The sequence below is a fragment of the Endozoicomonas gorgoniicola genome (assembly GCF_025562715.2).
Taxonomy (GTDB): domain Bacteria; phylum Pseudomonadota; class Gammaproteobacteria; order Pseudomonadales; family Endozoicomonadaceae; genus Endozoicomonas_A; species Endozoicomonas_A gorgoniicola.
Genome location: NZ_JAPFCC010000001.1, coordinates 2,095,566 through 2,121,402, shown reverse-complemented (window position 1 = coordinate 2,121,402; position 25,837 = coordinate 2,095,566). Strand labels below are relative to the sequence as shown.

The window sequence follows — 25,837 nt, the reverse complement described above, 5'->3', positions numbered from 1 at the left end:
ATGAAAAGAAAGGTCAGTGGCTGAGTAAGGAAGGGCGAACAGCAGGGGCTGATTCCGGCTCTTCGGTTTGGGAAACAATAAACAGCTCCCGTTTCTGCCCCGGGTATAAACTGTTTTTTGGCCACATGGATACGGCACTGACATGATGCCCATGACAGCTCTGCTCATGGAAGGTCACAGGTTTTTCAGTGTGGTTTTTGGCGGTGCCTACCAGAATGTTAAAATGATGTCCCTGTACTTGTTGTGCCCGGGTAAAGTCAAAGACCAGCCCGTCCTGCTGGCAGGTTTGAACACTGGAGGCGGTAAACTTGCCCAGTTCGTAGCCTTCCGGAATTTGGCCTTTGACCAGAGTCTTTAAAATATCGGTAATGGTCTGTTCATAGTCTGCGGACTCTTCCCATTTTCGGGCAGTTTCCCGATTACCCAAAAGGGTTCGTTGCCAATGTTTGGATAGGCCGAGTTGGATCTCTTTTGGTGGCACGTCGAGCAGAGTTACCAATAACGACAGCGCGTGGGATTCATTGCCCGGAGGCGTGATATAGACCACAAACGGTTCTTCCTGCCGTGATGAAAGATAGATAACGCTGCCTTCTATACGAATATCCGCCTGATCAATGGTACGGACTTGCGGTGCAGGAAAAGGGGTGACGATCCGGTTCAGGTGCAATCGACTCAGGGTGACCATCTGTTGTTGTCCGGGTGACACCTGCAATTTTACCGGGGGTACTCCGGCTGCGATTAATGGTGGTCCAAATAAAAAGCAAAAAAAACAGACGACAGAAGCCAATGCTCTGTTCATGGTGAGGTTCTCCCGGGGTTTTACTTCAGGTTGGAATCAATCTGAATGGCAGCCAGCACAGGGCGATAGCGGATAATGTCGAATCGGAACGTGAAGGTTTTTTGTCCCTTCAACCGTTGATTACCAGAGCTCATTACTGCATTGCCTGTGACTTTTACAGCTTTTGATTCTTCAATAAATTCAATACTTAACGGCTCAAAGCTCATGCTGACTCTATCTTCCCGGAGCTGACGAAACTGTCTGTTAAGTGTGTCCTGCACCTGCTGGTAGAGGTTTGGAGCAAACAGACTTTGCAGTCGGGATTCTACAAACGACAGGTTCTGTTGGTTTAGATTGCCCAACAGTTCAGCCAGCGACAGTCCCCACCATTCATGGTAAGCGACAGAAGCCTCACCGGAATGAACCCCAGCCTGAGTTTCCATAAACGGCAGCAGTAGTTCTACCGTTGGTTTACGACTCAGACAGTGAGCAATCAGCAGGGCATTGGTAACGACCAGAACCAGCAGGATCAACCGATCCATACACAGTCGTTGTCGCCACTCTTTAAAGCGTTGCAGGTAGTCGGTGATGGTCATTTGCGGCAGGGGTAGAAAGTTCGGATATAGGGGTTGGGCAGTGTTTTGGATCGGGAGAAACAGAACCCCAGCCAGTACATTCGGTGGCTCAGATGCCCGTCAGGATGCCGATCCCGAAATCGCCGGTACAGGCGTATCGCCATAATGCCCAGCAAAATGCCAAACAGCAGATGGTCAAACCAGATGCCCCAGATCAGGCCGACGGCGACGGGGTACACTTCATCCAGAGACCAGAACAGGAACTGGATGGGGTCATTGATGGTGCGGGGGATTTCCATGGTTCTCTCACAGGAGATAATAGGGATGCTACGATAACGTCAATAAACGACTTAGACAGAGTGGCAATACAGATATGAGTTTCGATGACAATCGTCTTCAACCGAATTCACTGTTGACTATTTGTGATGCGGCAGACCTTCTTAATGTTTCGATTTCCTATATGAAGACACTATTTGAGAGCGGCGCAATCCAATGTGTCTCAGAAAATGATGAAGTCAGGGTTCAGTATCAGGCGCTGATAGACTACAAATTAACCATTGATGCAAAAAGGCTTGCTGCATTAGATGAATTGTCTGCATTGTTTCAGCTCAGAGATAAGGTTGATGCTGGGGATGATAGCGGCCAGGTCGTTGAACTTGATGCAGACCGATTTCTTACGAAACAGCGGTCTGCAAAAAGCAGTGATGTTTAAGGAGCAGTGAAATATGGATGGATAGCTGCCTTATTCATTGTTAAGTGTCGTGGCATATGAATTCGAATATCTTGATAATAATGAAGTCGACCTGAAGCTCTCACACAGTCAGTAAATTCTGACAATCGCTGTTCTGTTCGGAAGTAAGTATCTGTTTCGAAATCTCAAGACAACTTGCATCATCTTCGAGTTTAAGCCAGCTCTTCTTTGCCAGCAGGTGTTCTGCCCAATAGCCATCGGTACAGAGCAGCCAGTGAGTGGTATCACTGAAAGAGAGTTGCAGAACATCAGGGGTGTGAAAGCGGCGGGCATTGAGGCTGCGGGTCAGGATATGTCGTTCAGGCCTGGAACAATCACCGTCTGAAAACCAGAGACCTTCAGGATTGGCAGCAGTATGTACATTGGTTTGCCAGACAATGCTGCCGTCACTTTTTCGAGCACCCAGACGACAGTCGCCGCAATGGATAACCTGAGCTTTAAGGTTTGTTACCCGTTTAGGCACAAGCAGAATAAGATAGCTGGCAATATTAAGCAGGTACTCTTTGCGCAGTTTTTTCTGAAGGGCTTTGAGCAGAGTAATGACGGTTCGGCTGTGTGGCATTGAGGGTGAACTGGTTTCTACTATTTCTGCGGCCATGTGATTCAGTATGAACTGAGTAAACGCACTACTCGGTTGCCCTTTTTGAGCTGCATCTACAAGCATTGCAAAATAATATTCCTCACGCTCAATGAAGAGAGCAGTGTCATTATTAATACGTCGTTCATTACCCTGTTGACTGGTCCAGTGGTAATGCATCAGAAATCACCTTCAGCGACAAGATCCAGTCGCTCGAAAATAAGTGCTTCCCGACCACTATCGCCCAAAGCACAACTTTGTACGGCGTATTCAAAATCCGGATGTTGCATTAACCGACCGATTTCTTCAGAAATATACTGACGCAGCTCGCGCCTGGCTGAACTGATTTCATTGATGAGTTCAGGGCGACCATCAAACAGGTTCAACAGGTCTTCTATATCGCGACTGGCGAGGGGATCACCACGCCCACGCCCACGGTAAGCTTCCAGTTTGGTCGCAATAAAATAAACCGGCTTAACCAATCGAATAATGATGTTATCCGAAAGGGGGTAGGGTTCTGACGTAGACAGAGCATCCGGATACCAACGGTTTGAAAACCCAAGGATGCTTGCATCGTCGGGCATGAAATCCACTCTCATCTCGCCCAGTCTCATAGCGCAGAGAGGATCTCCTTCTACGGTACTATGACAGAACCCTTTTTGTTGCAATACAGCCTGTAAGTCGGCAAAAGAAGCGTGCCCCATTACATGGACAATCAGGTCTACGTCATCGGTATGACGCACCTGCTCCAGACTGAAAGCATCGGTAAGCAATAACCCGGTGGTGCAACCTCCCACAAAAGCCATTTGCTGCAAGAGGTCAGCCCCCAGTGCGGTGGCGACACGAATAAGCATCTGTTGGTGTTGATTGGCTTGGCTCATTGTGCCAGACCCAAATAGTTTTCCAGCCTGTGGATGGCCAGGTTTCGCTCTCTGGGTTGCCCCATACGAATAGCATCCACCAGAGCCAGTAACACGTAAAGAGCAGGGTCTTTACGGATAGCGTAGGTAGCGGATTTAAACAGCGGCTCAATCCCCTGACCTTTGCTGAGCCCACGGGCATCAGGCCAGACAGGAACCAGCTCTCCGGCACTCATGAGTTCATTATCAAAAACAGGAGCAACCAGCGAAGTAGTAATTCCTCGTGTTACTGCACCCGGTGAGGCAGGGAAAACAAATTTTAAACCATAAACAATAAACTCAAACAGGGACTTTCGGTTCACCGAGGGAGCACCTGATCGACGGTCTTTTTTTGCCAGCCCCACGCTATAGCAGCGATTTAATGCCAGATTAACCTGAGATTTACTGATACCGGTCATTTGAGCCAGCGTACGAACCCCGTAAGAATCAGCGGTATCAAGAGAAGAAGACTCTGCACTATTTTCCTGTTCCACACTCCAGTCCTGCCATTGACCCGTTGTAATAGGGATGACCGACTGACTTTCTCCAAGGCTTAGGCAGTAAAGTTTTAACAATAAACCGATATCCTGACCTTTCATGTTGCTCCCTTTGCTGACATGTCCTATGTCCTAGGACGCGGGACGGCTAGTATGAAGCAATTGTGGTTTGAGACCCTGTTTTTGTCAAGATAGAGTCTCTTCCAATATGAAATGAGCCTAAAGGTGATCCTAATTTCTAATATGAAATGAGCCTACTGCTATTGGGGCTTTCGTCCATTATTACGGGATGAAAGTCATCATGAACACAAAGCTCATAAAGACCCTGCAACAGGTGCAGGAACTGCTCCAAAGTACTCCTGGTATCGAACCTGGCTGGGAGTCAAAAGATGAATGTTATCAGTGGGTTGAAGCTACTCTGGCACATTTCAAGTAACTATTCTACAAACCACTAAACATCTGCTCAAAGTCGTCTACTTTTAGAGTATGCAAAATGCTCATGTTTCAGGATCAAGCACAACACCTGCATTACTGCCTGCCCCCTTCGCTACCTCGCAGGTCATCCTCACCAAGCAGGAACACATCCAGCTAAAACAGCAGGCCAACCTCTGGCATGCCATGTGGAAGGCGGCCTGTGGCCGAGAGCAAAAAGTACTGGCTAAAAATGCCTCTCTTATTGCTCAGCATAAAGCCGAAATAGCTGGGTTGAACACCCAGGTCGCTGATCTGAAATCAGAACTGGCACACATGAAGCACTTGCTTTTCGGTCGTAAATCAGAGAAGACCAGTTCTTCTTCAAAGAAAAGTGGCAATACTACCCGGCCACCTTCAAATCGAAAACGAGGTCACCAGCCCGGAGTCCCCGGTTCTGGTCGCCATCTTCACAACAACCTGCCAGTGGTTCATGAGTCTGTAGACTTACCAGTGGACAAACAGTGTTGTACAGTCTGCCACCGGCCATTCAAGTCTTTTTTCAATGACGACAGCTGCGACGTAATTGAAGTTGAAGTTAAGGCTCACGTTCGTCGCTATCACCGAAGGCATTACCAAAAAACTTGCCAGTGCCCTGAAACGCCCAATATTACTACTCCACCACCTCCACCAAGACTCATCAACAGAGGAAAGCTTGGTATTTCTGTCTGGGTGGAGCTGTTGCTGAATAAGTACGCATACGGCATCCCCATAAACAGGCAACTTGAGTCTTATAAGACTCAGGGACTGGAACTGTCGCAGGCGACCATCTCCTTTGGCCTGGAAGCTATAACGCCCTTTTTTGAGCCGGTTGCCGAAGCTACTCGGGAATTCGTCGCCAGTAGCGATCAGTGGCATGCTGATGAAACCCGGTGGATCACCTGGGCACATGAGACGACAGGTTCCCACAAACATTGGCTGTGGGTATTTCTCTGTGACCAGGCAGTTTATTTCAGCATTGCTGACACCCGTGCGGCTGTCGTACCGGAGTCAGTCATTGGTGACGGGGCTGGTACATTGGTGTGTGACCGATACTCAGCTTACAAGAAACTCGCGAATGATGTAGTTTCTATTGATTTAGCTTTCTGCTGGGCTCACGTCAGGCGGGATTTTATTGACGCTCAACGAGGTGATCCGGAGTTGGAGAAGTGGAGCGCCACCTGGGTGAACAGGATTGGTCGTTTATATCATCTTAATAGTCAGCGACTTGAAGTGCTTGATGAACCAGAGCAGCTAGCAACACAGCAGTTACGGCTTGAACATCAGGTAGAGCAGATGGCAACCCAGAGGGATCAGGAACTTAATCGTCCTAAACTGCGAGTCAGAGCGAAAAAAGTGCTCGAAAGTCTGCAGAATCACTGGGAAGGATTGACCCGCTTTGTCACTAATCCCGGTATCCCCATGGATAACAACGCTGCAGAGCAAGCACTGCGCACAGGTGTCGTTGGCAGGAAGAATTACTACGGCTCTGGCAGCGTATGGAGTGCTGATATAGCCGCTTTTCTGTTCAGCGTTTTTATGACGCTAAAGCTTTGGGATATTAATCCAAAAATCTGGCTGGGTGCCTATCTTGAGGCTTGTGCCATAAATGGCAGGAAGCCACCTGATGATCTCACTCCTTATCTGCCCTGGTTAATGAGTGAGGAGCGGCTTTGTGAAATGCGTAATCATGATCCGCCAAAGGTATAACAATTGGAGGCAACAATAGGGAAAAGTGGTGTCTTAATTGCTGATTTTGAAGCGGTTTGTAGAAAAGTTACCATTTCAAATACCGAACCCTTAGCAGACCTGAAAAAGGGCTTATTAAGCGCTATCTCACAGTAGCCACAGGCTACTCAAGAGCTCAGGTTACCCGCCTTATCCATGCTTATCAGTCCAAAGGCTCTCTGAAGCGTAAGCAGCGCACAACCAACGGCTTCAAAACCAAGTACACCCAAGCTGATGCAAGGCTTTTGGCTGAAACTGATCGACTGCATAATGACCTGAATGGAGTGGCTATTAAAAAGCTCTGTGAGAGGGCTTATTCACGCGGAGACAGTCGCTATGAGCGCTTGGCCAACATCTCGGTCTCGCATCTTTACAATCTCAGGCAGTCAAAGACGTACCGGAATATCCGAACCCATAAAGACTGTACACGTCCGGCAAAACGAGCCATCGGCACACGCCGTCGTCCAGATCCTCAGGGGCAACCTGGTTTTATTCGAATCGACACGGTTCATCAGGGAGACAAGGATAAGGTAAAGGGTTTGTACCACATTAACGCAGTTGATGAGGTGACTCAGTATCAGGTTGTTTGCACAGTGGAGAGAATTAGTGAAACTTTTCTGATACCCGTACTTGAAGAGATGCTGACATCTTTCCCCTTTAAAATACAGGGTTTTCACTCGGACAACGGTTCAGAATACGTGAATTACAATGTAGCAAAATTACTCGACAACCTTCGTATAAAATTCACGAAATCAAGATCAAGAAAAACAAACGACAATGCTCTTGTTGAGTGTAAAAATGGTGCGGTGATCAGAAAGATTCTTGGTTATGCGCACATTCCACAAGAATATGCGACGGAGGTAAACGAATTCAACAGAAAATATCTGACACCATACCTCAATTATCACAGACCCTGCTTCTTTCCTGAAACTGTCGTAGACAAGAAAGGCAAAGAGAGAAAAAAATATTGTTATGAAAATATGATGACGCCGTACGAAAAGTTCAAATCGCTGGCCAGAAGTGAACAATACCTCAAGAAAGGAATCACTCTTGAAGATTTACAAGCACAGGCTGATTCCATGAGCGATAATGAGGCGGCAGAAAGACTACAGTCTGGCAGAGAAACACTTTTTAAAACTGTTTTTGAACGAAAGGCCTGAAAGCACTGGCTTGACACCTCTTTCAGGCTCATTTTGGGATTGGAAAATACTGACGGGCTATTCGGTTAAGATTTTTTATTCGTATAAACGCACCACTTTCCAATGAATTTTTCCGAATAATATACCCGACTATGCCCAGTATTCCGCCAATTAAAAAAGGAATGCGCCAACCAAAATCAACCATACCCTGTGTACCTAATACTCGGATAAGACAAGAATGAACAACCTGCCCGAGAAGTATCCCAAGCTCCATGCCGGAAGCAATAATAGCGATAGCGAGTCCCTTGTTGTCTTCAAATACTTCACTGATGTAGGTATAAACGCCTCCGACTTCACCTCCCATTGACAGCCCCTGGATAAAGCGGAGAGCGATAAGCAATATGGGGCTCCAGATGCCTGCACTGTAGTAGTCTGGTAACAATCCAATAGAGACAGTTGCAAAGGCCATCAACAGTAGGGTCATTGTCAGAGGGTGCTTTCGACCATGGCGATCCCCTTGATGACCAAATATAAACCCACCTAACGGACGTGATAGATACCCAACAGCAAAAATGGCAAAAGCTATGAGTAAGCTTTGTTGTACTTCGTAGTGAGGGAAAAACAGCGGGCTGATATAAGCAGTCAAGAGCCCGTAAACTATAAAGTCATAGGCCTCCAGCATTCCCCCAGCGCTGATCATCAATAGTAACTTCAATTTATTTAACTCGGGGGAGTTTAGTTTCATGGTTATGATATCAGCCAATAGATAATCAATTCTGTTTTATGACTCAAGCACTTTTCAGCAGTACTCTCCGGTAAGCTGACAGCTGGTCTCCAAACTTGTCTTTACCGTCTTTTCTTAGCTTTTCTGCGTGGTTGTCCAGGTAATTATTCAAGGTATCCTGACCTTTCAGATAGTATCGAATGGATACACCAAAGCTGTTTTCTCTGGCAGATAGTTGGTCATCCTCCAGCATCTGGTAAGTTTCTGCAGAAATAAAGCCGTCAATAGCCAGTATTTCTCGAATATGGTTGGGGAGCCACTCCATAAATGTTTCTTTCATCTTTGTGTTCACCAAACAGTTCACTTCATAAACGAGCATCTAAAAACTTCCTAAAAAAGCAGAGTAAGATATCAGAAAATAGAACCGTAGCTGGTTAAAGTCCATTTGAAAATTAAAACATTTTTCAGAAAATGGGACTAAAGAGCAGGCAATTATTGTACGCTTGAAAAAATGAGAGTGGACTATCTTGTGATCAGTTTCTTGAAGAAAGGCAGCCATTGCTGAATATTTTCAACGTATACCCATTACGACGACAAATCGGATTGGCGGACAATAATATTGTTCGCAAAAAAGTAATGAATGACAGAGCGTTCGCCGAATGAACGCCCTGTCGATGTTCACCCTTGGGGGGTGAACCAGCTTCTCAACCAGCCCCTGCCATTATGTCAAAGTCACAGGCTGACCGTGAAACCGATGGTTAGTATAGTCAGTTCTGTGACTTGGGCGTAAATACTTTTTTGGAGTATTTATGTTCTCGTATCTCCTGCGGGTATCTAATGCCCGGGATATTTGTGAGCCCCTTGTTGATATGAGGGGCATTTTTTCTCACTCCCGTTTAATGACTGCCCGATCGGGAAACTTTCCCTGTTTCAACTCTGAGAAAACGGCTCTGCATTTTATGTAGTCGCCGCTGTGCGTCCTGTTGCTGATTATTTGATTTGAAAATCAATCAGCAGCAGATCTTTCAACTCTGACACAGCGGATTACATCGTTTTCTGCACGCCATAAAAAAAGCCCGGTTTTGGCACCGGGCTTTCTGTAGCAATGTTTGCTGTGTCTTGGGAGAGCCATACATTGCCTTTCCTTTATTTAGTTGAGAATGGCATGTCTGGCAAGGTTTAGTCTTTTCATGAACAGGTTGTCTGCAGACGGTGTTGATCCGACTGGTTATCTGCAAGAAAAAAAGCTGGACTTCGTGCTATTGAGCTCGCTGGTTGGGCTGAGAGTTGTACAAGACTGGTGGTACGGCGATTGCCTTGAATACCCACTGATAAACGTCAAAGGGCAGATAACAGGCCACGAACGAATTTATCCCAGAGGTTTGCTGCACAAGCGTTGCCCGGATCGCTTTGCACCAAAAGATAATAAGAAAGTGACCAAAGGTACTACAGTTTCCAGAAGCTTTGCGTTGGTGGGAATCTCTCTTCCAGAACTGCCCAACTATCTGGGTAACTTGCGAGTGGTGGGTGGTATGGCTGATGCGGTAAATGTATACCTGGCCACCGGAGAGCCTGTGGTCTGCATTGTCGGGGAAAATAACGCCAAGTCCATCGTTGCGCAGCTGGCACAGGAATGGCCGCATCTGAAAGGAAGGATCATTGTTGCCCTCGATCATGATCTAGCGGGGATTATGGCCTGTCATCGAAGTGAATGCCGATGGGTGGTTCCACAACGATATGGTGAGGACTGGAGTGATGTTCGTGATGATGTGGAGTTGCAGGGCATCAAGCAGCAGTTGCAGCCGGTTCGTAACCCGATAGAGGCTGTCGATTTAAAATCCATCCCGATTCCAGCGGTTGAAATGGCGATAGCGAATGGTTGCGGAGATTATCAGAGCAGCCTGAAGTTACTGGCAAAGGCAGACAATGAGCGTTGCGCCGCTACTCTGGCAAAAGCCATTGTTCAGCGGTTTCATCACAAAGTTCCGGCTCAGTGTGATGAGCATGAGTTTATTCAGACAATTCAGGCCGCTAATCCCTATCTGCTTCATCCTGACACTTTGAATCAATTGAAAAGAATGCTGGCAGGCTACTGTTTTCGTCAGCAACAGGTGGTTCAGAGTGAATGTTGTTTGAGTGCCAGCAAAACGAAATCTCTGGCAGATCATTACCATAAAGTTTCTGCCATCAACCCTAAAACAGTACCTCTGGAAAAAGGCCGGATTACGCTGATCAAAGCCCCTTATGCAGCAGGGAAAACCAGGCTGATGTCTGCACTATCAATGGATGCTGAACAAAAAGGCGACAGGGTACTGGCGGTTACTCATCTGGTGTCCCTTGCCCATGAACTCTCTAAACGGCTCTGTCTGGAAAGCTATCTCAATATACCTGAGTCTTTTATGCCAGCGGTTAACCGGCTTGTGACCTGCATCAACAGTTTGTGTGCGCCGAATGTCAGCTGCTATCTGCAATCAGGCAAGCCAGATATATTGCTGCTGGATGAGTTCTCGCAGCATATCTCGGTGCTGGGCACCTGTCCGCATATCAAAGACCCTTCTGTGCTTGCCCGTTATCTGGATTTAATTGAGCAAACACACACCGTCGTCATCTGTGATGCCGATTTGTCGTCTTACCATGTGCGACTATTGCAAGAATGGTTTCCTGACAGAGAGATTCACTTCTATGACATGCCATTCAGCCAGAATACTGATCTTGTGTGCGAGTTTGCTACTGGTAAAAGCGGCGCAAAATCCGTGATCGACCAACAGTTATTACCGTCCATTGCCAAAGGCAGAAAAATCGCCATTGCCACCGATAACCGGGTCTATGGCGGCAAGCTGGAAAAAATTATCCGCAAACAGTTTCCTGATATTTCACTGCTGCGGTTCGACGGAAAAAACCGGAACGAACCCAACCAGAAAGCCTTTCTGCAAAACTGTGATCAGGAAGCCCGGCGATATCAGGTCATCATCTACTCACCCGCTATTCAGTCAGGCGTTTCTATTCAGGCACCTTTCGATCAGGTGTTTGGTTTTTCGCATAACATTGTCCTGCCAACAGAATTTGTGCAAATGCTCAGGCGTTTCCGGTCAGCCCGGCAGTTCACTGTTGTCGCCGATATGATTCCCGCCAAAAAAGGCAATGAAGACTGGTTGGCAAGACTCCGTGCGCTTCAGTATGCCGAACGCTATGTCCGTAATACCGATGGTGTTTCTGTTGGGGAATACGACGGATTTTGTGAAGGTGAACGGAGCCGGCAGGTGAGACTCAAAGCGCTGGGCGGCAATGGTCTTTTTTATCTGATGCAGGAAAGGGGATTTACGGTGGAGTATCACCAGTCAGAAGTTCAGTCTGAAGGTTTTGAGGCACGTTGGAAGGAGACAGAAACGGAGTTAGAAAGGGAGGAGGTGGCGGCTGTTCGGCAGTCCGCTGTTATTTCAGCGGAGCAGTATGATCAGCTGTCTCATAAGGTTGAGCCTCGATTACAGGAAATACTGAGTTGCGAGCGATACCGAATCTGCGAAGAGCTGGGCATACAGGCTCGTGAATTACAGGATGAAGATATTGAATTCTGGAAGCGAGTAGGACTCACACGACTGCGGCGGTTTATGCAGTTTCCATTGCCCGATGGCAGCCACTATCAACCTCAACCAGACAATGACAATACACCGATATGCCACAGGCGGTTTGAATCTGTTGCAGTGGAAGTCTTCCGGGAGTTGCTGCAACCACTTTTTCCAGGTTGGAATTATGAGCAATCCTGGGGAGAGCAAGAAGCAGAGCAGTTAGTGGACAGGATAGAGGCTTATCATCAGAAAGCCCCCTTTATGCTCAACCAGCTGAAACTGATACCGGATAGTGTGATAAAAAATACAGTGAAAGGCGCAGAGTTTCAGCGACCAAAATCCGCTTGTAATTTTGTCAACCGGTTGCTGAGAATGGCGGGGCTGATTATTGATAAGCAGCAGATACGCACCGGAGAGTTTAACCCTGATACAGGCAAAGAAATAAGGGTCAGGCGTTACAGCATCAATCAGGAATCGTTGATGTTAATGCGGAGATATGCCAGCTCCCGGGCAGCTCATAAGCAAATTGGTCTGTCACAGATTCAGGGGAGTAGTATAAAAACAAGCCAAGGTGTGACAGCCCATAATCATGATATCAATTGTCTTTCCACTGTGAACAAGGTCAGTAGGGTTCAATTAGCACAGGCTCCAGAATTAAGAATATCCTCCTTGCAGAACAGCCCCCCAGAACTTCAGGAGAACCCTTAGACAGCTCAGACTACGTTCTAATGATTACGAAACCAGAGACGGAAGCATAATCCGGTCTGAGTCTATGTGTGATGGCGGGCATACAAACATCAGTACTAAATCTGAAGTTGCCTGCAACTGATGGGCGGTACCGGGTTCGATAGTAAAGCTATCTCCGCTGGATACTGCATGTGCTTTGGTTTCTCCCACATAACCGTCATCTTCAACATTGGCCGTGTAGATGATGCCTTCGCCTGACAGGATGGAGTATATCTCTTCACCCTCAGCATGATAGTGGCACCCAACTCTATGACCGCTCTTGATTTCAGCACTGAACAGGCAAAAATCATTGCCAGTTGATAGCGGGGCTATGGCAATGCCTACATGATCATCCGGCTTGGCCTGATGCAGGGCATCTTTGATATTGATAATGCTTCGCATGAGAGACTGCTCAATTTTTTATCTGCGATATAGGATTGGTGATAAATTGAGCATTCGCAAGATTTAGTCTTCTCCAATATGAATGAGCCTCATGATTTTGGTTCTATCGTTCATTATTACAGGATGAAAATAATCATGAATACGAGGCTCATTAAGACCCTTGAGTACGTGCGTGAACTGCTTGTGCAAGTACCATTACTCAAACCCAAACGAGAGTAAAAAGATGAGTACTATTAATGAGTTAAAGGCACTTTGAAGCACTTTCGATACCAGCTTCTTGCTCGGCAGAAAAAGTACTTATCAAACAGTACCCAACGGTCACTACAGACCACTCCAGAATTCAAACCATCCGTTTCATCAGTTCGTACGCTTTCAAGGCCGTTTGAATGCGCTTACGGCAGAGTTGAACAGTGAGTCCGGTTTCTGTCATTTGGATAAAAAGCCTGCTTCTGACAACAGTAGTCAGACCATCCGGCTCGGTACACTGAGCAATGAAAATCAAATGATCAGGGACACCTGCCAAAAGCAGTCAATGAAAGAATGTCTGAACAGTGCCAGGTGTTGAAATACCAAAAGCAGATTGCTTTCGGTGACGGTTTGCCCTGTCAATCGGTAACAGGGTATCAAATGAGTCGCTCGCAGGGAGTCCCAGTTGCCTCACGGCAATATCATGGGTGGGTTTTGTCGAGCCACGTATGCAGCGCACCCATTTCGCTGGTTTCTTCCCGACAAAACACTGAAGTGTGGCAAGTATAGTGAACTTGTTTTGGTAAAGCTCAGCTTATCAGCTTACTGTAAACAAAATATGATAGGATAGTCAGGTTTTAAAATTTAACTGCCACTGTGAGACCGATGTCTGAATAATATCCGACCATTATTTCTGTCTTAGGCGGTAGTGTGGACGAACAAAAAGTTAGCGGTCAACAGGGCTTAAGACTGCTTTATCACCCCGGTTAAGCACATGACGATGCCAAATTCTGACAGCAAACCACGCAGCTGATTGATGATACCGGTTCGCATATGCACGTAGCCCTGGCGAATGCGATGGATAATTAATGATGCCTGTTGGTGTACGGTTTTTACCGGCACAAAGCGCATCTTCGGGCGACCAACGGCTTCGCAAATGGCCTCTGCATCATTACTGTCGTTTTTTTCACCCTGTCGATACGGGGCAACGTATTTCGGAGCCATGATCCGGGCATCGTGACCCAGTTTGATAAATTCACGGGCCCAGTAATGAGCACCGGAGCAAGCCTCCATACCGATCAGGGCTGGAGGTAATTTGGCGACTTCAGGTATCAGTTGCTGTCGTTTTACCGCTTTACGAATGACGGTTCTTCCCTTCTGGTTAACACCATGCAGGCTGAACACATTTTTAGCCAGATCGATACCGAGGGTTAATGTATTCATGAGCTTCTCCTGATGGAATATATCGCTGTCTATACCAGTCTGGCATTATTTGCCAAAAGTGGGAGGAGTCCATTTCATTCGTTAGGCATCAAATTGTACCTGCTTTCAGATTTGTCAGCGCATGGTATGCAATAAAGGGTCTTTATGAAAAACAAAATATACCTCACTGATTTAATTGGGGGATTGAATGTTAATAATACAAAAATTAAATTTAATCTTAACAATGGTCATGACGATCCAATTGACTTGTATGCAAATAACCCTCAGTTAGTTAATCACCAATGGTTGTTTTGGAGAACAAAGACAAGAAATTTTAGGGTAGGTCAAACTGCAATATGCTTAGTAAGAATGAGCGGTAAATTCTGGCTACTTACTACGATTAAAAAAGTAACTCATGAATTAGATGTCAAGAATGGGATCAACTATGAAGGCCAAGAATTAGAGGAATATAGCGGTTTATATGGACGAGTAGTAATTAAGTACCATAAGTCATTCAAATCTAGCACTGTAAATGCATCAACGGTTTTAGATGCTTTAGAAGTAGTACAAATCCTTCCTTCAACCTTCGAAGGGAAAGATTTTCCTGGATACGACAAAGTCAGGTTGTCGTATAACCGTCATTCACCACCCTATTCAGGAATAAATTTCTTGGTACGTTGAGCCCAAAATAAAAATGATCGTCGATTGCCTCTCCGATATTCCAACCATGTGTTTCTCCGTCCCGTTAACCGACAGCACATGAATCCCATCAAAGCACAGGAAAACCCATCTGCCCGTTGGATTCTGGGCTGGTTTCTTCTTCATGTCCGGGAACGTTCGGCTCTGCCTTTTCAGTTCATAGCGGATTCGATGCTGAATTGCAGCATAGACCATAAGACAGAGTGTCATCACCATTAACAGGGCCTCAATACGCTCAGGTTTTTTGAGATACAGTGAAGACACCAGAAAATCAGGACTCTTCAGGAAGCGAAAACCTCTCTCAACCTGCTGCTGGGATTTATACGTCCTCAGTAGTTCGCCAGCGTCAAGCCGGGCTGTATCTGTATCGTTGGTTGCCAGAACAAAACAACCCAACGATGCTTCTGCATCACGACGAGTCTGTACAGCAACCGTGCAGGAGCCTGTCACATAATATTCATAGTGGTCGGGAACTGCTCCATCAGCAGGACGGCCTTTGGTTTTATAGCAGGGACTCTCGATGATCTCAGGTTCAGCCTGGCAGTATACGGACTGTTTTTGCCATAGCTTGAAAGCTTCCATGGCATCCGATTCGCAACAGAATGGCTTCTTGCCCAATTTCTCAAGTTCCTTGAATTCCTTCAGGGACTTTTTCTGCATACGCCTTGTCAGTGTCTTCTGTTCTGTTTTCTGGCTTTGATTATTTCGAAACAGTACCCAACGTTGTACGACACCTGCATAGTCAGACAGAGTCTCTACAGATTCGTAATGCTCAAACCCTTCAACCTCAACCATTGAGCGCAATGGCGCACTTTGAACCAGTTCTTTGGCTGCACCAATGTTGAGAGGAACTCTGGAGATAAACAACTGATCCTGCTGACTCAGTTCCTGAACGGTTTCAGCCACATACAATGCGGCATCACCGATGAAGTAACGGGCATTCAGTGCCGCTTTGAAGCTCTTTATATGCTCAGAAACCACTTGTTTGAAACTGGTCTTGTCCGTCACATTACCGCTGGCTGCTTTCATAAACATCGGAATGCCTGCCCGGTTTTCAGTCAGCAGGAGCAATATGGCCTGGTTCAGGTCAGGACGATGATCTCGGCTGTAGCCCTTGCAAAGCCTGATGCAATTGAGGTCTTCGTCACTGACTTCCTCCTCGCTGTTATAACGGCCATCGACGTGAAATCCTGTGCCATCAAGGTTGAGTGCATCACATGGCAATTTGAGATGCGTAGCCACCTTGATAGCCAGCTCAAAATAGACTTTACTGACACCCAGTTCAAACAGTTCATCCAGTGCTCTTCCAAGAACTTTGTCGTTTATGTGTTCGGGCTCAATCCCCTCTCTGATCAGTTTATCGAGGGGTTTATTGGAGAAGAACTGAGGGAACATGTGGAGAGACTGCCCCGTAAAGCCGAGGCCATTGATAATCATCGCGACAACGGCCTCACCGTGGGAGATGTTCCATTCGTCAGATACTTTGGGCGCACGCCTGTCGATATGGTCGGCAATGCCCAGTTCTTTGCACATTCCAGCCACTAGACCGAGATGATCCATGACCTGAGAGCGGTATTGAATAGGAGGCATAACAAGGCTTCTTGATATTTGCTTATCTGATAATAGATAGCAGGTATTAGGAAAATGTCATGCTGGGTGGTGAATGTCGGGTATAAAGATCTAAAAACTATTGTGGACAGGGATAAACGAGATTGGGTTGCTGCACTTGAAAGTCAAAAAGCTGTTTATTTAATCAATGATACAGCAACTGGCAAAATGTACGTTGGCTCAGCAACAGGCGATAATGGAATGCTACTTCAAAGGTGGAAAAATTACGTTAGTAATGGTCACGGGGGGAACAAGGATCTTGTTAGTTTAGTTGCCCAAAAAGGGTTTGAGTATGTCAAAGCTAATTTCACCTATTCAATTTTAGAGAACTACAACTCTAGGGTTGGAAAAGACTACATATTGCAAAGGGAGTTTTGGTGGATGGAAACTCTTGGGACTAAAGCTTTTGGGTACAATAATTAGCTAACTTAGAGAACCTGTATTAGGTACAATAAAATTGCCTAACGAATAAGGATAGATTGCGCGCAGCCGCAATCTTATCCGGTTGTTGAACAAGCCCGGCCTTGACAACTGTTCGGTGTGGTTTATGGGAAATAGCTTTTTCTTCAGCTCTCCGCACAGTCGGTGCGGATAATATGGCGGTTTTTCAGGCATGAAAGCGTCCCTGCTCCCGCTGGTTGGACGAGCATCGTCGTAGATTTGTTGTTAGTTTGCTGCTTTCGTTTTCCTCCTGCTGAATGAGTTTAGTCCCGGCACTTTTGGTTCAACATTAGGTAGGGCGCATCAGTTTGAAGGCAATCGCCCTCATATCACTACTGCAGTGTTGACAGGTATGTTTAGGGTGGATGACTGGCGTGGCAGGCTTGATGATCACCTGCAGAATCAACTGAACCAGACGGAGTAGTTTTCTGCACCGGCAATGGAGAAAGCCGTAATCCCGGACTCTCCTTAATCCTTTGGGCAGAACGTGCTGGAGTACTAACCAGAGGAAGTCTTCTCCTTGCAGGGGTCGGGATTCGGTTGTCCAGCTCTCACTGTTCCGATAACTGAAGGTGAGTTTTCCATTTTCGCTGGCGGTAATAGCAATGGGGAAGCAAAGGCTATCGAATGCTCAGAAAGCTGGGAGTCGAGAGATTTCTGGCATGGAATACGGCAAAGTCTGCTCATGGGGTTTGGCGTCTTAGTGGTAGTCCTGCGCTGACTAAAGCATTGCCAAACAGATATTTCAGGAACCTTGGGTTGCCAGAACTGGCAGCAAGATGAATACAAAGCAGATTTGAAACGCCGTGCTACGTGATCCGTATGGCCGGTGTTGTGGGAGGAGCGGAGTCGTGAGGCTCTGCCCTATCCCGATTATAGCCTAAACAAACAACGTGAAATCATCTAAGGAAAAAGGATGAATAAGGAAATGAAGCGTAAAACTGCAATGGTTTTACATCAAATTGAAGAATCAATAGGTAACTTTGTTTTAAACAATGGCAATATTGAATCCTTCAATGTGAATACTTTAGAAAATATTCATAAAAGAGAGGTCGATAAGGGGCGATTATTTGATAGTAACTCTATAAAAGATATTATTGAAGCAACCTATTTAGATGAACTTTTCCGTTTCGCTCTTGACTTAGCAAAAGACAGCAGTGTAATAGATTCTATTAACTATTTATATGCTTTATTCCATCATCTTGACATATATTGGGTATTCCAGCGCATTCGGCCACCCATTCCGGTAACATCCGGCCACCTGTTCCAGTGTATCCGGCCACCCCTTTTCGGAGCGTAGCGACGCATCGGATAGCAGCTTAGGACGTAAGTTCTGACTTTGCCAGTTTTGACTGTTTCTTGCGCAGGGAGTCACCCTTAAGTGGCACCCGGTGAGCGTTGTGAATCAGCCTGTCCAGAATGGCATCTGCCAGTGTTGGATCACCGATCAATTCATGCCAGTGATCTACCGGCATCTGACTGGTGACCAGGGTGCTTTTTACATTGTGCCGGTCTTCTACTATTTCCAACAGGTCACGCCGCTGGCTTTCTGTCAGAGGTGATAGACCCCAGTCGTCTAAAAGAAGAAGGTCAGTTTTTGCCAGTGCTGTCATCAGTTTCACATAGCGACCGTCAGCCCTTGCCAGGTTCAGATCTTGCAGTAATCTCGGCAGCCTGAGGTACTGCACTGTGTACCCATCCCGGCAGGCCTTCTGTGCCATTGCACAGGCCAGCCAGGTTTTTCCTACACCCGTCGGCCCTGTAATGATCACGTTCTGATGCTCCCGTATCCAGTGGCTGGATAACAACTGCTGTATCTGGTCTCGTTTAAGACCACGGGGGTGACGATAGTCTATGTCTTCCATGCAGGCATCATGACGTAGTCGTGCTTTTTTAAGCCGTGTTTTTAAACGCCGGTTATCCCTTGCGGTCATCTCACGGTCAATCATTAAGCCGAGCCGTTCATCGAACGACAACTGCTCTATATCCGGACTTTTAAGCTGCTCATCTAATGCTTCGAGCATACCGGTAAGTTTCAGAACCTGAAGCTTTTCCATCGTAGGGTTCATTAACATTTTTATTCTCCTGCCGTCGTTAGTTAAAGTAGTCTGAACCCCGAAGGTTCTCGTGCTCATCAGGCAACACCGTCTCTGGCTCCAGTTCCGGAAGCGGTTGCTGATCGAGGTTGTGCTTCAGGATTGACTCTATGCTCCGGTAAGTGCAGGTTTCTGCATAAAGTGCACGACGACAGGCGTTTTCAAGTCGGTCGTTACCGTAGCCTTTGGCTAAACGGATGATGCCCTGACAACTTCGGTAACTCAGCTCAGGATAACGCCGTGTTGCAAGGACGCGTTGGATGACGGCTGCGGTTTCAGGTCCGATTTTTGCCGCCCAGCTTTGCATTCGTTCTGGTGTCCACTCGGCATATTTACGGTGCTTTTCCGGCATGTGGCTGGCTTGAGTAGTATGCCTGCCCTTATGCTGCGAACGGCGGTGGCTGGCGACTCTCTGCCCCTTATAGAAGCACTCAATCGTCTGACTGGTCATGCGTACACTTAATTGCTTTTTGACCAGCTGATAAGGGACTGAGTAGTAGTGTTTGTCGACCTCTACGTGGTAGTCAATATGTACTCGTGCCTCCTTCCATTCTGCGTATTGATAACGCATTTCAGGCAGTGGGCGCAGTGAAGGCTTATCGAGAGAATCAAACAATGAACGACGACTACCGGACAGTTTCTGGAACGGTTGGTTATTCAGTTCTGTCAGTAACCCTGCAATAGCCTCATTGAGTGAAGCCAGGGAGAAGAATGTCTGGTGGCGTAAACGCGCCAGTATCCACCGTTCAACTATCTGAACAGCAGACTCGACCTTACCTTTATCTTTTGGAGATCGGACCCGGGCGGGTACGACAGCGACATTATAATGTTCGGCCAGGTCTTGATAAGTAGGATTGATCTCAGGCTCATAACGATGAGGATGCTTCACGCCACTTTTCAGGTTATCCGGCACCAGGTTATTGGGTACTCCACCCAGGTATTCAAAGGTACGCACGTGAGAGCCTATCCAGTCTGGCAAAGACTGAGATAATGTAGCTTCTACATAGGTGTAACTGGAGGCACCAAGCGTCGCAATAAACACCTGCGCCTGCTGAACCTCTCCTGTGTGCTGATTAACGACAGTAACCGTCTGTCCGGCGTAATCGATGAACAGCTTGTCGCCTGCAATATGATTTTGGCGCATAACAACATCAAGGTGCGTTCGCCACTCTCTATAGCGGTCACTGAACCAACTGTACTGATAGCCTTCAGGATGGTTGGTCTTGTATTCCTGCCAGAGCACCATAAGGGTGACACCGGGCTTGCGAAGTTCCTGATGAATTTCGCTCCAGTCTGGCAAGGCCAGTTGGCGCTTTGAAGCAGGTGGCTGAACGGGAAACAGTTGTTGATCCAGTGTCGTCTCATCCAGATTAGATGACAAAGGCCATTCCAGCCCGGAGGCAGCAAACCGGTTAAGGTAATCACTGACGGTTGCTCTGGAAATATTGCAGCTACTGGCAATCTTCCGGATGCTGAGTTGGTGCTCGAATTTGAGCCTGAGTACTTCACGAATTTTGCGCATGGGCAGTCTCTTCATGATGCTATCCACTCGTCCTTGAGGAGGTCTCAAGTTTGAGGGTAGCGGTGAATTATGGGACTGCGCCACTGGTCGGAAATGGGGTGGCCGGATGTACCGGAATCAGTGGCCGGATACTAACGGAATGGGTGGCCGGATGTTACCGGAATCGGTGGCCGGATGGCTCCGGAATACCCACATATATGAAGTAAGAAACGCCATTTCTCATCCCAATAGACCTTTTTGGGATTGTTACTGGTATAGAGTTGCATCAATCGCAACTGATCCAGTAAATGAGATACTAGGATTGCAAGAAATAAAAAAAACCTTTTTAGCTGCTGAAGCTGGTACGATTCAAGACCCTCCAGAAGAGTGGCTAAGTAAAATAATATGGCAAATACCAAACAATCTACCTAACCAATTTGATCATGGTGTTACAGGTCTTATTGGACGCACAAGTGAACTTGGAGAGCTTAAAAAGTTAATCTCTAATCAAAGGGTTAATACGATTGCACTTGTAGCACCTGGAGGAACGGGAAAAACCGCTCTTGCTCTAGATCTACTAAGCGCAATAGTATCAACTCCAGCCTATTCTAAACACATTGATGCTGTAGTTTACACAACTTTAAAGACTGAAAAGCTAACAGCTGAAGGTGTTGTCCCTCTTGATGCAGTAGAAACAATTTCTGAACTTAAACGCAGTATTGTTAACTCATTGAATGAAATATTTGATGACGAAAATGATTCTTTCGATGATTCTATTAACTCATACAAAAACAAAAACATATTGTTATGCTTAGATAATTTAGAAACATTGCTTAGAGATAATCATGATAGCTTTGAAAACTTGAACCACTCGCTTCCTGTAACTTGGAAGGTTCTCGTTACTAGTAGGGTAAGCATCACGAATTCTTCTGTTTTAAGTCTAAATGTTCTTAAAGAAAAATCGGCAATACATCTTGCAAGAACTTATTTGAAAAAACGCGGGGCTAACCCTTTAGAAGAAAATGCTTATAAAAAACTAACAAAGGAGTGTCATTATAATCCTCTTGCTATAAGATTGACTCTTGATTTGGTCATTAAAGGGAAACCTATACCAGACTCCTTGAATGTAGCTAATAAAGAAATAGCTGAATTTTCTTATAACAACCTAATTGAAACACTTAGCGATAACTCCATTCAAGTTTTAGAGGCTATATTTGTCGAAGATTCTTCCTCAAGAATGTCTCTGTGTGAGTTATTAGGGCTGTCATTAGATGATGTTTCATCAAGCATAGGTGAACTAAGTCGTACAAGCTTAATCAAACGTGAATCTACAGATCAAAATGAAACTTACAGTTTAAGCGACTCGGTTAGAGACCTACTATTAATTAGTCCAAAAAATATCGACGCTAGAAATAAAGTACAAAATCTAATTAATAAAAGAAGGGTTTTATCAAAAGAAATAGACATCAAGCAAGATCAACGAGATATACCAGAGTGGCATGTTGATTACATACCTAAAGATACAAACCAAAACTTAAAAATTTTAATAACCGAAATAAACAAAAAAATAAAAAAAGCATTCAGAAACACTGATATTGCTGTTTCACTCTATAGGAAACTTCAAGAAGCAAAGTATATTTATGATGATAATGCTTTATACCATAGAAGTTTTGCAAGAGTTTCTGAAGCACTAAAAGACTTTAATGGCGCAGAACGAGAATATAAAAAAGCAATATCAATTGATTCAAATAATGCTCAGTCTTATTATTTGCTTGGTAGGCTTTATCACGATACAAACAGGTATGATGAATCCTTAGAAATCTATCAAAAACTAATTGATGATGGATGGACAAGAGAAGAAAGTGATATTGTAAGCTTTGGGCGATCTATATATAACGGTTATTTTCTTTCTCTTTTATACTCTGGAAAATATTCTGAAGTATTAGATAAAACAAAAAAATGGAAAGAATCAGATATATACCGTGGTATATTAGGTGCCTACAGGGCTAGTGCCTGGAAAAGAAAAATGGAAAACTTGGTTGATATTAACCCTAACCCTGATGAAGCCGTTGATGCTCTAGTCAGAGCAGCACGCATTTTATCAGATGTTTTCCGTAATGATGGGTACCTTAGAACAGCTTGCGCTCAAGCAAGAAAAGTATTTGAAGAGATCGAATTTTGTTTTTCTCGCGATGAATATTGTTCTAAGTTCCCAGAACAAGGCTTAGAGCTTTTAGAAATGGTATCAGAACACATTCTCGAATTTGGTGATTCTAGAGATTCGTTTAATAGCAAAATAATTGAGAAACTGAGTAAAGTAAATATAGATAACAACCCGTTTAAATCCAAAAAATGGCGGACATATTTAAAATCAGACAGCATCATTGAAACACCAAGCGAATATGAAGTAAAAGATTTCATATCCGTCAAAATACATAACCGCCCCAAAGATAGAGCTAGTTTTCTTTTTGCAAAAGACGCTTTTGGCGAAACATATTTTTTACACTTTGACAAACTAAAAAATGGAGCTTGGCAAGAATGGTGTAAATTATCTTTGGGGGCAAACCTAGAGGTAATTCCAGACGAAGATAAGTCTCAGCCAAATAAAGCAAAAGAAGTACAAGAAATATTCCTTGTAGACTAGTGCAAATCGGCTATAAATCGGGTAGCCGGAGGTCTTTAACCTCCAGCCTCCACATCACTCCGGCGTGCGGGTCCGCACCGGGCGATTCACCGAGGATGGTGAAACCTGATCCACAAGTCTTTCAGGGAAACAAGCCCGAGTTTACTGAGAGAACTGTCGTTTAATGCTAACTGTGCCGCATAGGTTTTGCTTAGCCGGTAATACCCTTTGCTACTGGCTGCAATCGAGGCGGCCTTGATGTGATCAACACCTAACCTGATCAAATTTCTGTAACGGGTTTTCGGCTTTCGCCATTGCTTGATAAAACAACAGCGAATCCGCCGACGTATCCATTGATCCAGTCGCGGTATGGGACTGTAATATTCGGTTATCCTGAAATAACCCATCCAGCCCCGGATATATTCGGCCAGCTTCTTCAAGCGATATTCCATCGATACTCCCCAGCTTCGGCCAGTGAGTTTCAGGATTTTCCGCTTGAAACGGTTCAGACTCTTCTACGACCAGCGGATTCGCTTCCCTGTGAAGGTAAAACTCAGGAACTCAGCTTCGGTAGCTTTCACTACCTTGCTCTTTGTCGGGTTTACCCTCAGTTTTAGCCTCCGCTCAAGGTAGTGGGTGATGCTTGCCATCACTCGCTCACCGGCGGTGTTCACAAACAGATCGGGAGCGAGTTGACAGCAACAGGGTTGTGAATTTATCGTATACTGTATCTATGTACAGTATTTGATGAAAGCATGATTATAACACCAAAACTATTGCAACCCCCGTCTGGGAAAACATCCTTTCCCTTTTACCAAAGCCCTGCTGCCTGTGGTTTTCCCAGCCCTGCGGCGGATTATCTGGAAGACCGACTATCCCTTGACCAACTTCTGGTTCAGCATCCGACCGCAACCTTTTTTGCCCGGGCTCAGGGTAATTCGATGATAGGTGCGGGCATTCATGACGGCGACCTGCTGATAATTGATCGTTCCCTGACCGCCCGTTCCGGAGATATTGTCATCGCCTTGCTGGACGGCGAACTGCTGGTTAAACGTCTGAAGCTGAACAATAAGAAAGCCGAACTGCATTCGGAACATCCCGATTATCCCCCGGTACGATTAACGGCAGAACAGGAGCTCGATGTATGGGGCGTGGTCACACAGGTTATTCATGAGTTGCGGTCGTAATGGGCAGCGACAAGGTCATCGCCCTCTGTGATGCCAATTCGTTTTATTGTGCTTGTGAACGTGTGTTTGATCCGACCCTGCTGAATATTCCTTTAGGTGTACTCAGTAATAATGATGGTTGCATTGTCGCCCGAACCCCTGAACTCAAAGCATTGGGCGTGAAGATGGGAACGCCTGCCTTTAAGGTCAGGCATCTGGTTGAACAAGGCGCCATTGTTCTGAAAAGCTCCAACTACACCCTTTATGGTGATATGTCTTCCCGCTTTATGTGGGTGCTGGAGCAGTTCAGCCCGGACGTAGAGGTGTATTCCATCGATGAGGCGTTTGTGGACTTGGCGGGCTTCCCGAAAGAACAGCTATTGATGATGGGGCAAGAAATAAAACAGAGGGTACAGCAGTGGACAGGGCTGCCCATCGGCGTCGGCATTTCCACCACCAAAACCCTCGCCAAACTCGCCAACTATGCCGCGAAAAAATATCGAGCTACCGGTGGTGTGGTGGACTTGACGGACTCCAAACGACAACAACGTTTAATGGCGATCACGCCGGTAGGCGAAGTCTGGGGTGTAGGGCGAAAAATCAGCCAGCGCCTGCAACGGCAAGGCATTCACACAGCGGCTGATCTGGTCAAATGTCAACGGAGCTGGATTAAAAAACATTATTCTGTGGTATTGGAACGCACCGTCTGTGAGCTTCAGGGTGAAAGCTGTATTCCCAGAGAAGACGAAAATACTGGCAACAAACATCAGATTATCTGCTCCCGCAGTTTTGGTGGCAGAGTAACAGAAAAAAGCGATTTACATTCCGCACTGTCGAGCTTTGCCACCCGAGCCTGTGAAAAGCTGCGCTCACAACAGAAGTTTGCCCGTGAAGCCGTTGTCTTCATTCGCACTGATCCCTTTAAAGAAGCGCCTCAATATTGCCAAAGCATTCGGTTAGTAGCACCCAGCCCAACCAATGACACTCGTCTCTGGTTACAGCAGATTACTCCTGCATTAGACGCACTCTACCAGCAAGGCTACGAGTACAAAAAAGCAGGCTTTATGTTGCTCGACCTGTGCGGCAGCCAGAGTTTTCAGGGTGACTTGCTGAGTATGAACAGCCTGCCTGAAGCCAGTGAAATGATGAAGGTACTGGATGCGGTTAATCAACGATTTGGGCAACAGACGCTGAAACCGGCATCCATTGGTTTTCAGCCCGCAGGCTGGTGCATGAGCCAGCAATCGTTGAGTCCAAAATACACGACGAGGTGGAGTGATATTATGACGGTGGGTGCCAGATAGAGATCTCATTCTGAATATCAGAGGAACAGGGTGAAGATGTCGGTTTCAGCATGAAACATGAGTCTATTTGCTAATGCTGTATAAATATACAAATAGGTGTGCAGGTTAAAATTGAGTTGACAATAATAGCGACAAGTAGTTTTATACAATTGATATTGTTTATACACCTATCACTTCTAACTGCTCGTTTTTTGTAGG

The 25,837-nt window shown here is 45.9% G+C and carries 25 protein-coding genes and 2 pseudogenes; 11 read left to right on the top strand and 16 right to left on the bottom strand.

Annotated elements, in window-relative coordinates:
• Window positions 1–13 precede the first annotated feature (13 nt).
• Genes NX722_RS09605 through traL form a run of 3 tightly spaced genes read right to left on the bottom strand, consistent with a single transcriptional unit; the run spans window position 14 to window position 1,652 of the window.
• Entirely contained in the window at window positions 14–799 is a 786-nt protein-coding gene (locus NX722_RS09605; RefSeq protein WP_262567797.1) for a type-F conjugative transfer system secretin TraK, read from the bottom strand.
• 20 nt (window positions 800–819) lie between these two features.
• Window positions 820–1,374 (bottom strand): type IV conjugative transfer system protein TraE, encoded by a 555-nt coding sequence (locus tag NX722_RS09600; protein WP_262567796.1) that lies wholly within the window; start codon window positions 1,372–1,374, stop codon window positions 820–822.
• The gene (gene traL / locus NX722_RS09595) at window positions 1,371–1,652 is read right to left on the bottom strand and encodes a type IV conjugative transfer system protein TraL (protein WP_262567795.1); all 282 of its coding nucleotides are present in this window, start codon (window positions 1,650–1,652) and stop codon (window positions 1,371–1,373) included. The genes NX722_RS09600 and traL overlap by 4 nt, the downstream gene beginning before the upstream one ends.
• Window positions 1,653–1,726: 74 nt before the next feature.
• Between traL and NX722_RS09590 the strand changes: the two genes are divergently transcribed.
• Window positions 1,727–2,065 (top strand): helix-turn-helix domain-containing protein, encoded by a 339-nt coding sequence (locus NX722_RS09590; RefSeq protein WP_262567794.1) that lies wholly within the window; start codon window positions 1,727–1,729, stop codon window positions 2,063–2,065.
• 100 nt (window positions 2,066–2,165) lie between these two features.
• Here the strand turns inward: NX722_RS09590 and NX722_RS09585 are convergent, their stop codons facing one another.
• From NX722_RS09585 to NX722_RS09575, 3 genes are read right to left on the bottom strand one after another with little or no spacing between them, the layout of a single operon-like run.
• Entirely contained in the window at window positions 2,166–2,861 is a 696-nt protein-coding gene (locus tag NX722_RS09585) for a hypothetical protein (RefSeq protein WP_262567793.1), read from the bottom strand.
• Window positions 2,861–3,562, bottom strand: a complete 702-nt coding sequence (locus NX722_RS09580) for a hypothetical protein (RefSeq protein WP_262567792.1) — start codon at window positions 3,560–3,562, stop codon at window positions 2,861–2,863. Before NX722_RS09580 ends, NX722_RS09585 begins: the two co-directional genes overlap by 1 nt.
• Window positions 3,559–4,179, bottom strand: coding sequence for a hypothetical protein (locus NX722_RS09575; protein ID WP_262567791.1), 621 nt, complete (start codon window positions 4,177–4,179; stop codon window positions 3,559–3,561). Before NX722_RS09575 ends, NX722_RS09580 begins: the two co-directional genes overlap by 4 nt.
• A 199-nt stretch (window positions 4,180–4,378) precedes the next feature.
• On the opposite strand from NX722_RS09575, the gene NX722_RS09570 reads away from it, so the two are divergent.
• From NX722_RS09570 to NX722_RS09560, 3 genes are all read left to right on the top strand, one after another.
• On the top strand, window positions 4,379–4,513 hold the full coding sequence (locus tag NX722_RS09570; protein WP_262567790.1) for a hypothetical protein: 135 nt from the start codon (window positions 4,379–4,381) through the stop codon (window positions 4,511–4,513).
• A 50-nt stretch (window positions 4,514–4,563) separates the two neighbouring features.
• On the top strand, window positions 4,564–6,237 hold the full coding sequence (gene tnpC / locus NX722_RS09565) for an IS66 family transposase (protein WP_262567789.1): 1,674 nt from the start codon (window positions 4,564–4,566) through the stop codon (window positions 6,235–6,237).
• Window positions 6,238–6,539: 302 nt separating this feature from the next.
• A complete protein-coding gene (locus NX722_RS09560; RefSeq protein WP_262567788.1) occupies window positions 6,540–7,415 on the top strand; it encodes an integrase catalytic domain-containing protein in 876 nt (291 codons plus the stop codon).
• Between the two features lie 28 nt (window positions 7,416–7,443).
• Here the strand turns inward: NX722_RS09560 and NX722_RS09555 are convergent, their stop codons facing one another.
• Complete coding sequence (locus NX722_RS09555) at window positions 7,444–8,157, bottom strand: MFS transporter (RefSeq protein ID WP_262567787.1); 714 nt, start codon at window positions 8,155–8,157, stop codon at window positions 7,444–7,446.
• A 25-nt stretch (window positions 8,158–8,182) separates the two neighbouring features.
• Window positions 8,183–8,497 (bottom strand): DUF4286 family protein, encoded by a 315-nt coding sequence (locus NX722_RS09550; RefSeq protein WP_262567786.1) that lies wholly within the window; start codon window positions 8,495–8,497, stop codon window positions 8,183–8,185.
• Window positions 8,498–9,308: 811 nt separating this feature from the next.
• Here NX722_RS09550 and NX722_RS09545 point away from each other — a divergent pair.
• Window positions 9,309–12,392: a plasmid replication protein, CyRepA1 family gene (locus NX722_RS09545; RefSeq protein WP_262567785.1), complete on the top strand. Its 3,084-nt coding sequence runs from the start codon at window positions 9,309–9,311 to the stop codon at window positions 12,390–12,392.
• Between the two features lie 24 nt (window positions 12,393–12,416).
• On the opposite strand, the gene NX722_RS09540 is transcribed toward NX722_RS09545, so the two are convergent.
• Complete coding sequence (locus tag NX722_RS09540) at window positions 12,417–12,812, bottom strand: cupin domain-containing protein (protein ID WP_262567784.1); 396 nt, start codon at window positions 12,810–12,812, stop codon at window positions 12,417–12,419.
• A 960-nt stretch (window positions 12,813–13,772) separates the two neighbouring features.
• Window positions 13,773–14,222 (bottom strand): annotated as a pseudogene (locus tag NX722_RS09535) (IS110 family RNA-guided transposase); the annotation flags it as partial.
• Window positions 14,223–14,366: 144 nt separating this feature from the next.
• Here NX722_RS09535 and NX722_RS09530 point away from each other — a divergent pair.
• A complete protein-coding gene (locus NX722_RS09530; RefSeq protein ID WP_262567783.1) occupies window positions 14,367–14,882 on the top strand; it encodes a hypothetical protein in 516 nt (171 codons plus the stop codon).
• Here NX722_RS09530 and NX722_RS09525 read toward each other — a convergent pair.
• On the bottom strand, window positions 14,856–16,490 hold the full coding sequence (locus tag NX722_RS09525) for an IS1634 family transposase (RefSeq protein WP_262567782.1): 1,635 nt from the start codon (window positions 16,488–16,490) through the stop codon (window positions 14,856–14,858). The two genes, NX722_RS09530 and NX722_RS09525, sit on opposite strands and share 27 nt — an antisense overlap.
• Before the next feature lie 54 nt (window positions 16,491–16,544).
• Between NX722_RS09525 and NX722_RS09520 the strand changes: the two genes are divergently transcribed.
• Window positions 16,545–16,931 carry a GIY-YIG nuclease family protein gene (locus NX722_RS09520; RefSeq protein WP_262567781.1) on the top strand — a complete coding sequence of 129 codons (387 nt, stop codon included), beginning with the start codon at window positions 16,545–16,547 and terminating at the stop codon, window positions 16,929–16,931.
• 307 nt (window positions 16,932–17,238) lie between these two features.
• Here the strand turns inward: NX722_RS09520 and NX722_RS28850 are convergent.
• A pseudogene (locus NX722_RS28850) lies at window positions 17,239–17,550 on the bottom strand (transposase); the annotation flags it as partial.
• Window positions 17,551–17,865: 315 nt separating this feature from the next.
• Between NX722_RS28850 and NX722_RS09510 the strand changes: the two are divergent.
• Window positions 17,866–18,249 (top strand): hypothetical protein, encoded by a 384-nt coding sequence (locus NX722_RS09510; RefSeq protein WP_262567779.1) that lies wholly within the window; start codon window positions 17,866–17,868, stop codon window positions 18,247–18,249.
• Window positions 18,250–18,268: 19 nt separating this feature from the next.
• Here the strand turns inward: NX722_RS09510 and istB are convergent, their stop codons facing one another.
• Both istB and istA read right to left on the bottom strand, forming a co-directional pair.
• A complete protein-coding gene (gene istB / locus NX722_RS09505; RefSeq protein ID WP_262564275.1) occupies window positions 18,269–19,024 on the bottom strand; it encodes an IS21-like element helper ATPase IstB in 756 nt (251 codons plus the stop codon).
• A 19-nt stretch (window positions 19,025–19,043) separates the two neighbouring features.
• A complete protein-coding gene (gene istA, locus NX722_RS09500) occupies window positions 19,044–20,582 on the bottom strand; it encodes an IS21 family transposase (RefSeq protein ID WP_262567700.1) in 1,539 nt (512 codons plus the stop codon).
• A 136-nt stretch (window positions 20,583–20,718) separates the two neighbouring features.
• Here istA and NX722_RS09495 point away from each other — a divergent pair, with 136 nt between their 5' ends.
• Entirely contained in the window at window positions 20,719–23,190 is a 2,472-nt protein-coding gene (locus tag NX722_RS09495) for a tetratricopeptide repeat protein (protein ID WP_262567778.1), read from the top strand.
• An 86-nt stretch (window positions 23,191–23,276) separates the two neighbouring features.
• Here NX722_RS09495 and NX722_RS09490 read toward each other — a convergent pair whose 3' ends face one another.
• Together NX722_RS09490 and NX722_RS09485 are read right to left on the bottom strand one after the other, a co-directional pair.
• Window positions 23,277–23,678, bottom strand: coding sequence for a group II intron maturase-specific domain-containing protein (locus NX722_RS09490; protein WP_262568637.1), 402 nt, complete (start codon window positions 23,676–23,678; stop codon window positions 23,277–23,279).
• Window positions 23,679–23,684: 6 nt separating this feature from the next.
• A complete protein-coding gene (locus NX722_RS09485; RefSeq protein WP_262567777.1) occupies window positions 23,685–23,819 on the bottom strand; it encodes a hypothetical protein in 135 nt (44 codons plus the stop codon).
• Between the two features lie 105 nt (window positions 23,820–23,924).
• Here NX722_RS09485 and NX722_RS09480 point away from each other — a divergent pair, with 105 nt between their 5' ends.
• Both NX722_RS09480 and NX722_RS09475 read left to right on the top strand, forming a co-directional pair.
• Window positions 23,925–24,356, top strand: a complete 432-nt coding sequence (locus NX722_RS09480; protein ID WP_262567776.1) for a LexA family protein — start codon at window positions 23,925–23,927, stop codon at window positions 24,354–24,356.
• A complete protein-coding gene (locus NX722_RS09475; RefSeq protein ID WP_262567775.1) occupies window positions 24,356–25,639 on the top strand; it encodes a Y-family DNA polymerase in 1,284 nt (427 codons plus the stop codon). The genes NX722_RS09480 and NX722_RS09475 overlap by 1 nt, the downstream gene beginning before the upstream one ends.
• Window positions 25,640–25,837: the final 198 nt, after the last annotated feature.

Excerpts from the sequence above, each read along its gene's own strand:
- NX722_RS09605 (WP_262567797.1), bottom strand. The coding sequence starts at position 799 with ATGAACAGAGCATTGGCTTCTGTCGTCTGTTTTTTTTGCTTTTTATTT.
- NX722_RS09600 (WP_262567796.1), bottom strand. The coding sequence starts at position 1,374 with ATGACCATCACCGACTACCTGCAACGCTTTAAAGAGTGGCGACAACGA.
- traL (WP_262567795.1), bottom strand. The coding sequence starts at position 1,652 with ATGGAAATCCCCCGCACCATCAATGACCCCATCCAGTTCCTGTTCTGG.
- NX722_RS09590 (WP_262567794.1), top strand. The coding sequence starts at position 1,727 with ATGAGTTTCGATGACAATCGTCTTCAACCGAATTCACTGTTGACTATT.
- NX722_RS09585 (WP_262567793.1), bottom strand. The coding sequence starts at position 2,861 with ATGCATTACCACTGGACCAGTCAACAGGGTAATGAACGACGTATTAAT.
- NX722_RS09580 (WP_262567792.1), bottom strand. The coding sequence starts at position 3,562 with ATGAGCCAAGCCAATCAACACCAACAGATGCTTATTCGTGTCGCCACC.
- NX722_RS09575 (WP_262567791.1), bottom strand. The coding sequence starts at position 4,179 with ATGAAAGGTCAGGATATCGGTTTATTGTTAAAACTTTACTGCCTAAGC.
- NX722_RS09570 (WP_262567790.1), top strand. The coding sequence starts at position 4,379 with ATGAACACAAAGCTCATAAAGACCCTGCAACAGGTGCAGGAACTGCTC.
- tnpC (WP_262567789.1), top strand. The coding sequence starts at position 4,564 with ATGCAAAATGCTCATGTTTCAGGATCAAGCACAACACCTGCATTACTG.
- NX722_RS09550 (WP_262567786.1), bottom strand. The coding sequence starts at position 8,497 with ATGCTCGTTTATGAAGTGAACTGTTTGGTGAACACAAAGATGAAAGAA.
- NX722_RS09545 (WP_262567785.1), top strand. The coding sequence starts at position 9,309 with ATGAACAGGTTGTCTGCAGACGGTGTTGATCCGACTGGTTATCTGCAA.
- NX722_RS09540 (WP_262567784.1), bottom strand. The coding sequence starts at position 12,812 with ATGCGAAGCATTATCAATATCAAAGATGCCCTGCATCAGGCCAAGCCG.
- NX722_RS09530 (WP_262567783.1), top strand. The coding sequence starts at position 14,367 with ATGAAAAACAAAATATACCTCACTGATTTAATTGGGGGATTGAATGTT.
- NX722_RS09525 (WP_262567782.1), bottom strand. The coding sequence starts at position 16,490 with ATGCCTCCTATTCAATACCGCTCTCAGGTCATGGATCATCTCGGTCTA.
- NX722_RS09520 (WP_262567781.1), top strand. The coding sequence starts at position 16,545 with ATGTCATGCTGGGTGGTGAATGTCGGGTATAAAGATCTAAAAACTATT.
- NX722_RS09510 (WP_262567779.1), top strand. The coding sequence starts at position 17,866 with ATGAATAAGGAAATGAAGCGTAAAACTGCAATGGTTTTACATCAAATT.
- istB (WP_262564275.1), bottom strand. The coding sequence starts at position 19,024 with ATGTTAATGAACCCTACGATGGAAAAGCTTCAGGTTCTGAAACTTACC.
- istA (WP_262567700.1), bottom strand. The coding sequence starts at position 20,582 with ATGAAGAGACTGCCCATGCGCAAAATTCGTGAAGTACTCAGGCTCAAA.
- NX722_RS09495 (WP_262567778.1), top strand. The coding sequence starts at position 20,719 with ATGTTACCGGAATCGGTGGCCGGATGGCTCCGGAATACCCACATATAT.
- NX722_RS09485 (WP_262567777.1), bottom strand. The coding sequence starts at position 23,819 with ATGGCAAGCATCACCCACTACCTTGAGCGGAGGCTAAAACTGAGGGTA.
- NX722_RS09480 (WP_262567776.1), top strand. The coding sequence starts at position 23,925 with ATGATTATAACACCAAAACTATTGCAACCCCCGTCTGGGAAAACATCC.
- NX722_RS09475 (WP_262567775.1), top strand. The coding sequence starts at position 24,356 with ATGGGCAGCGACAAGGTCATCGCCCTCTGTGATGCCAATTCGTTTTAT.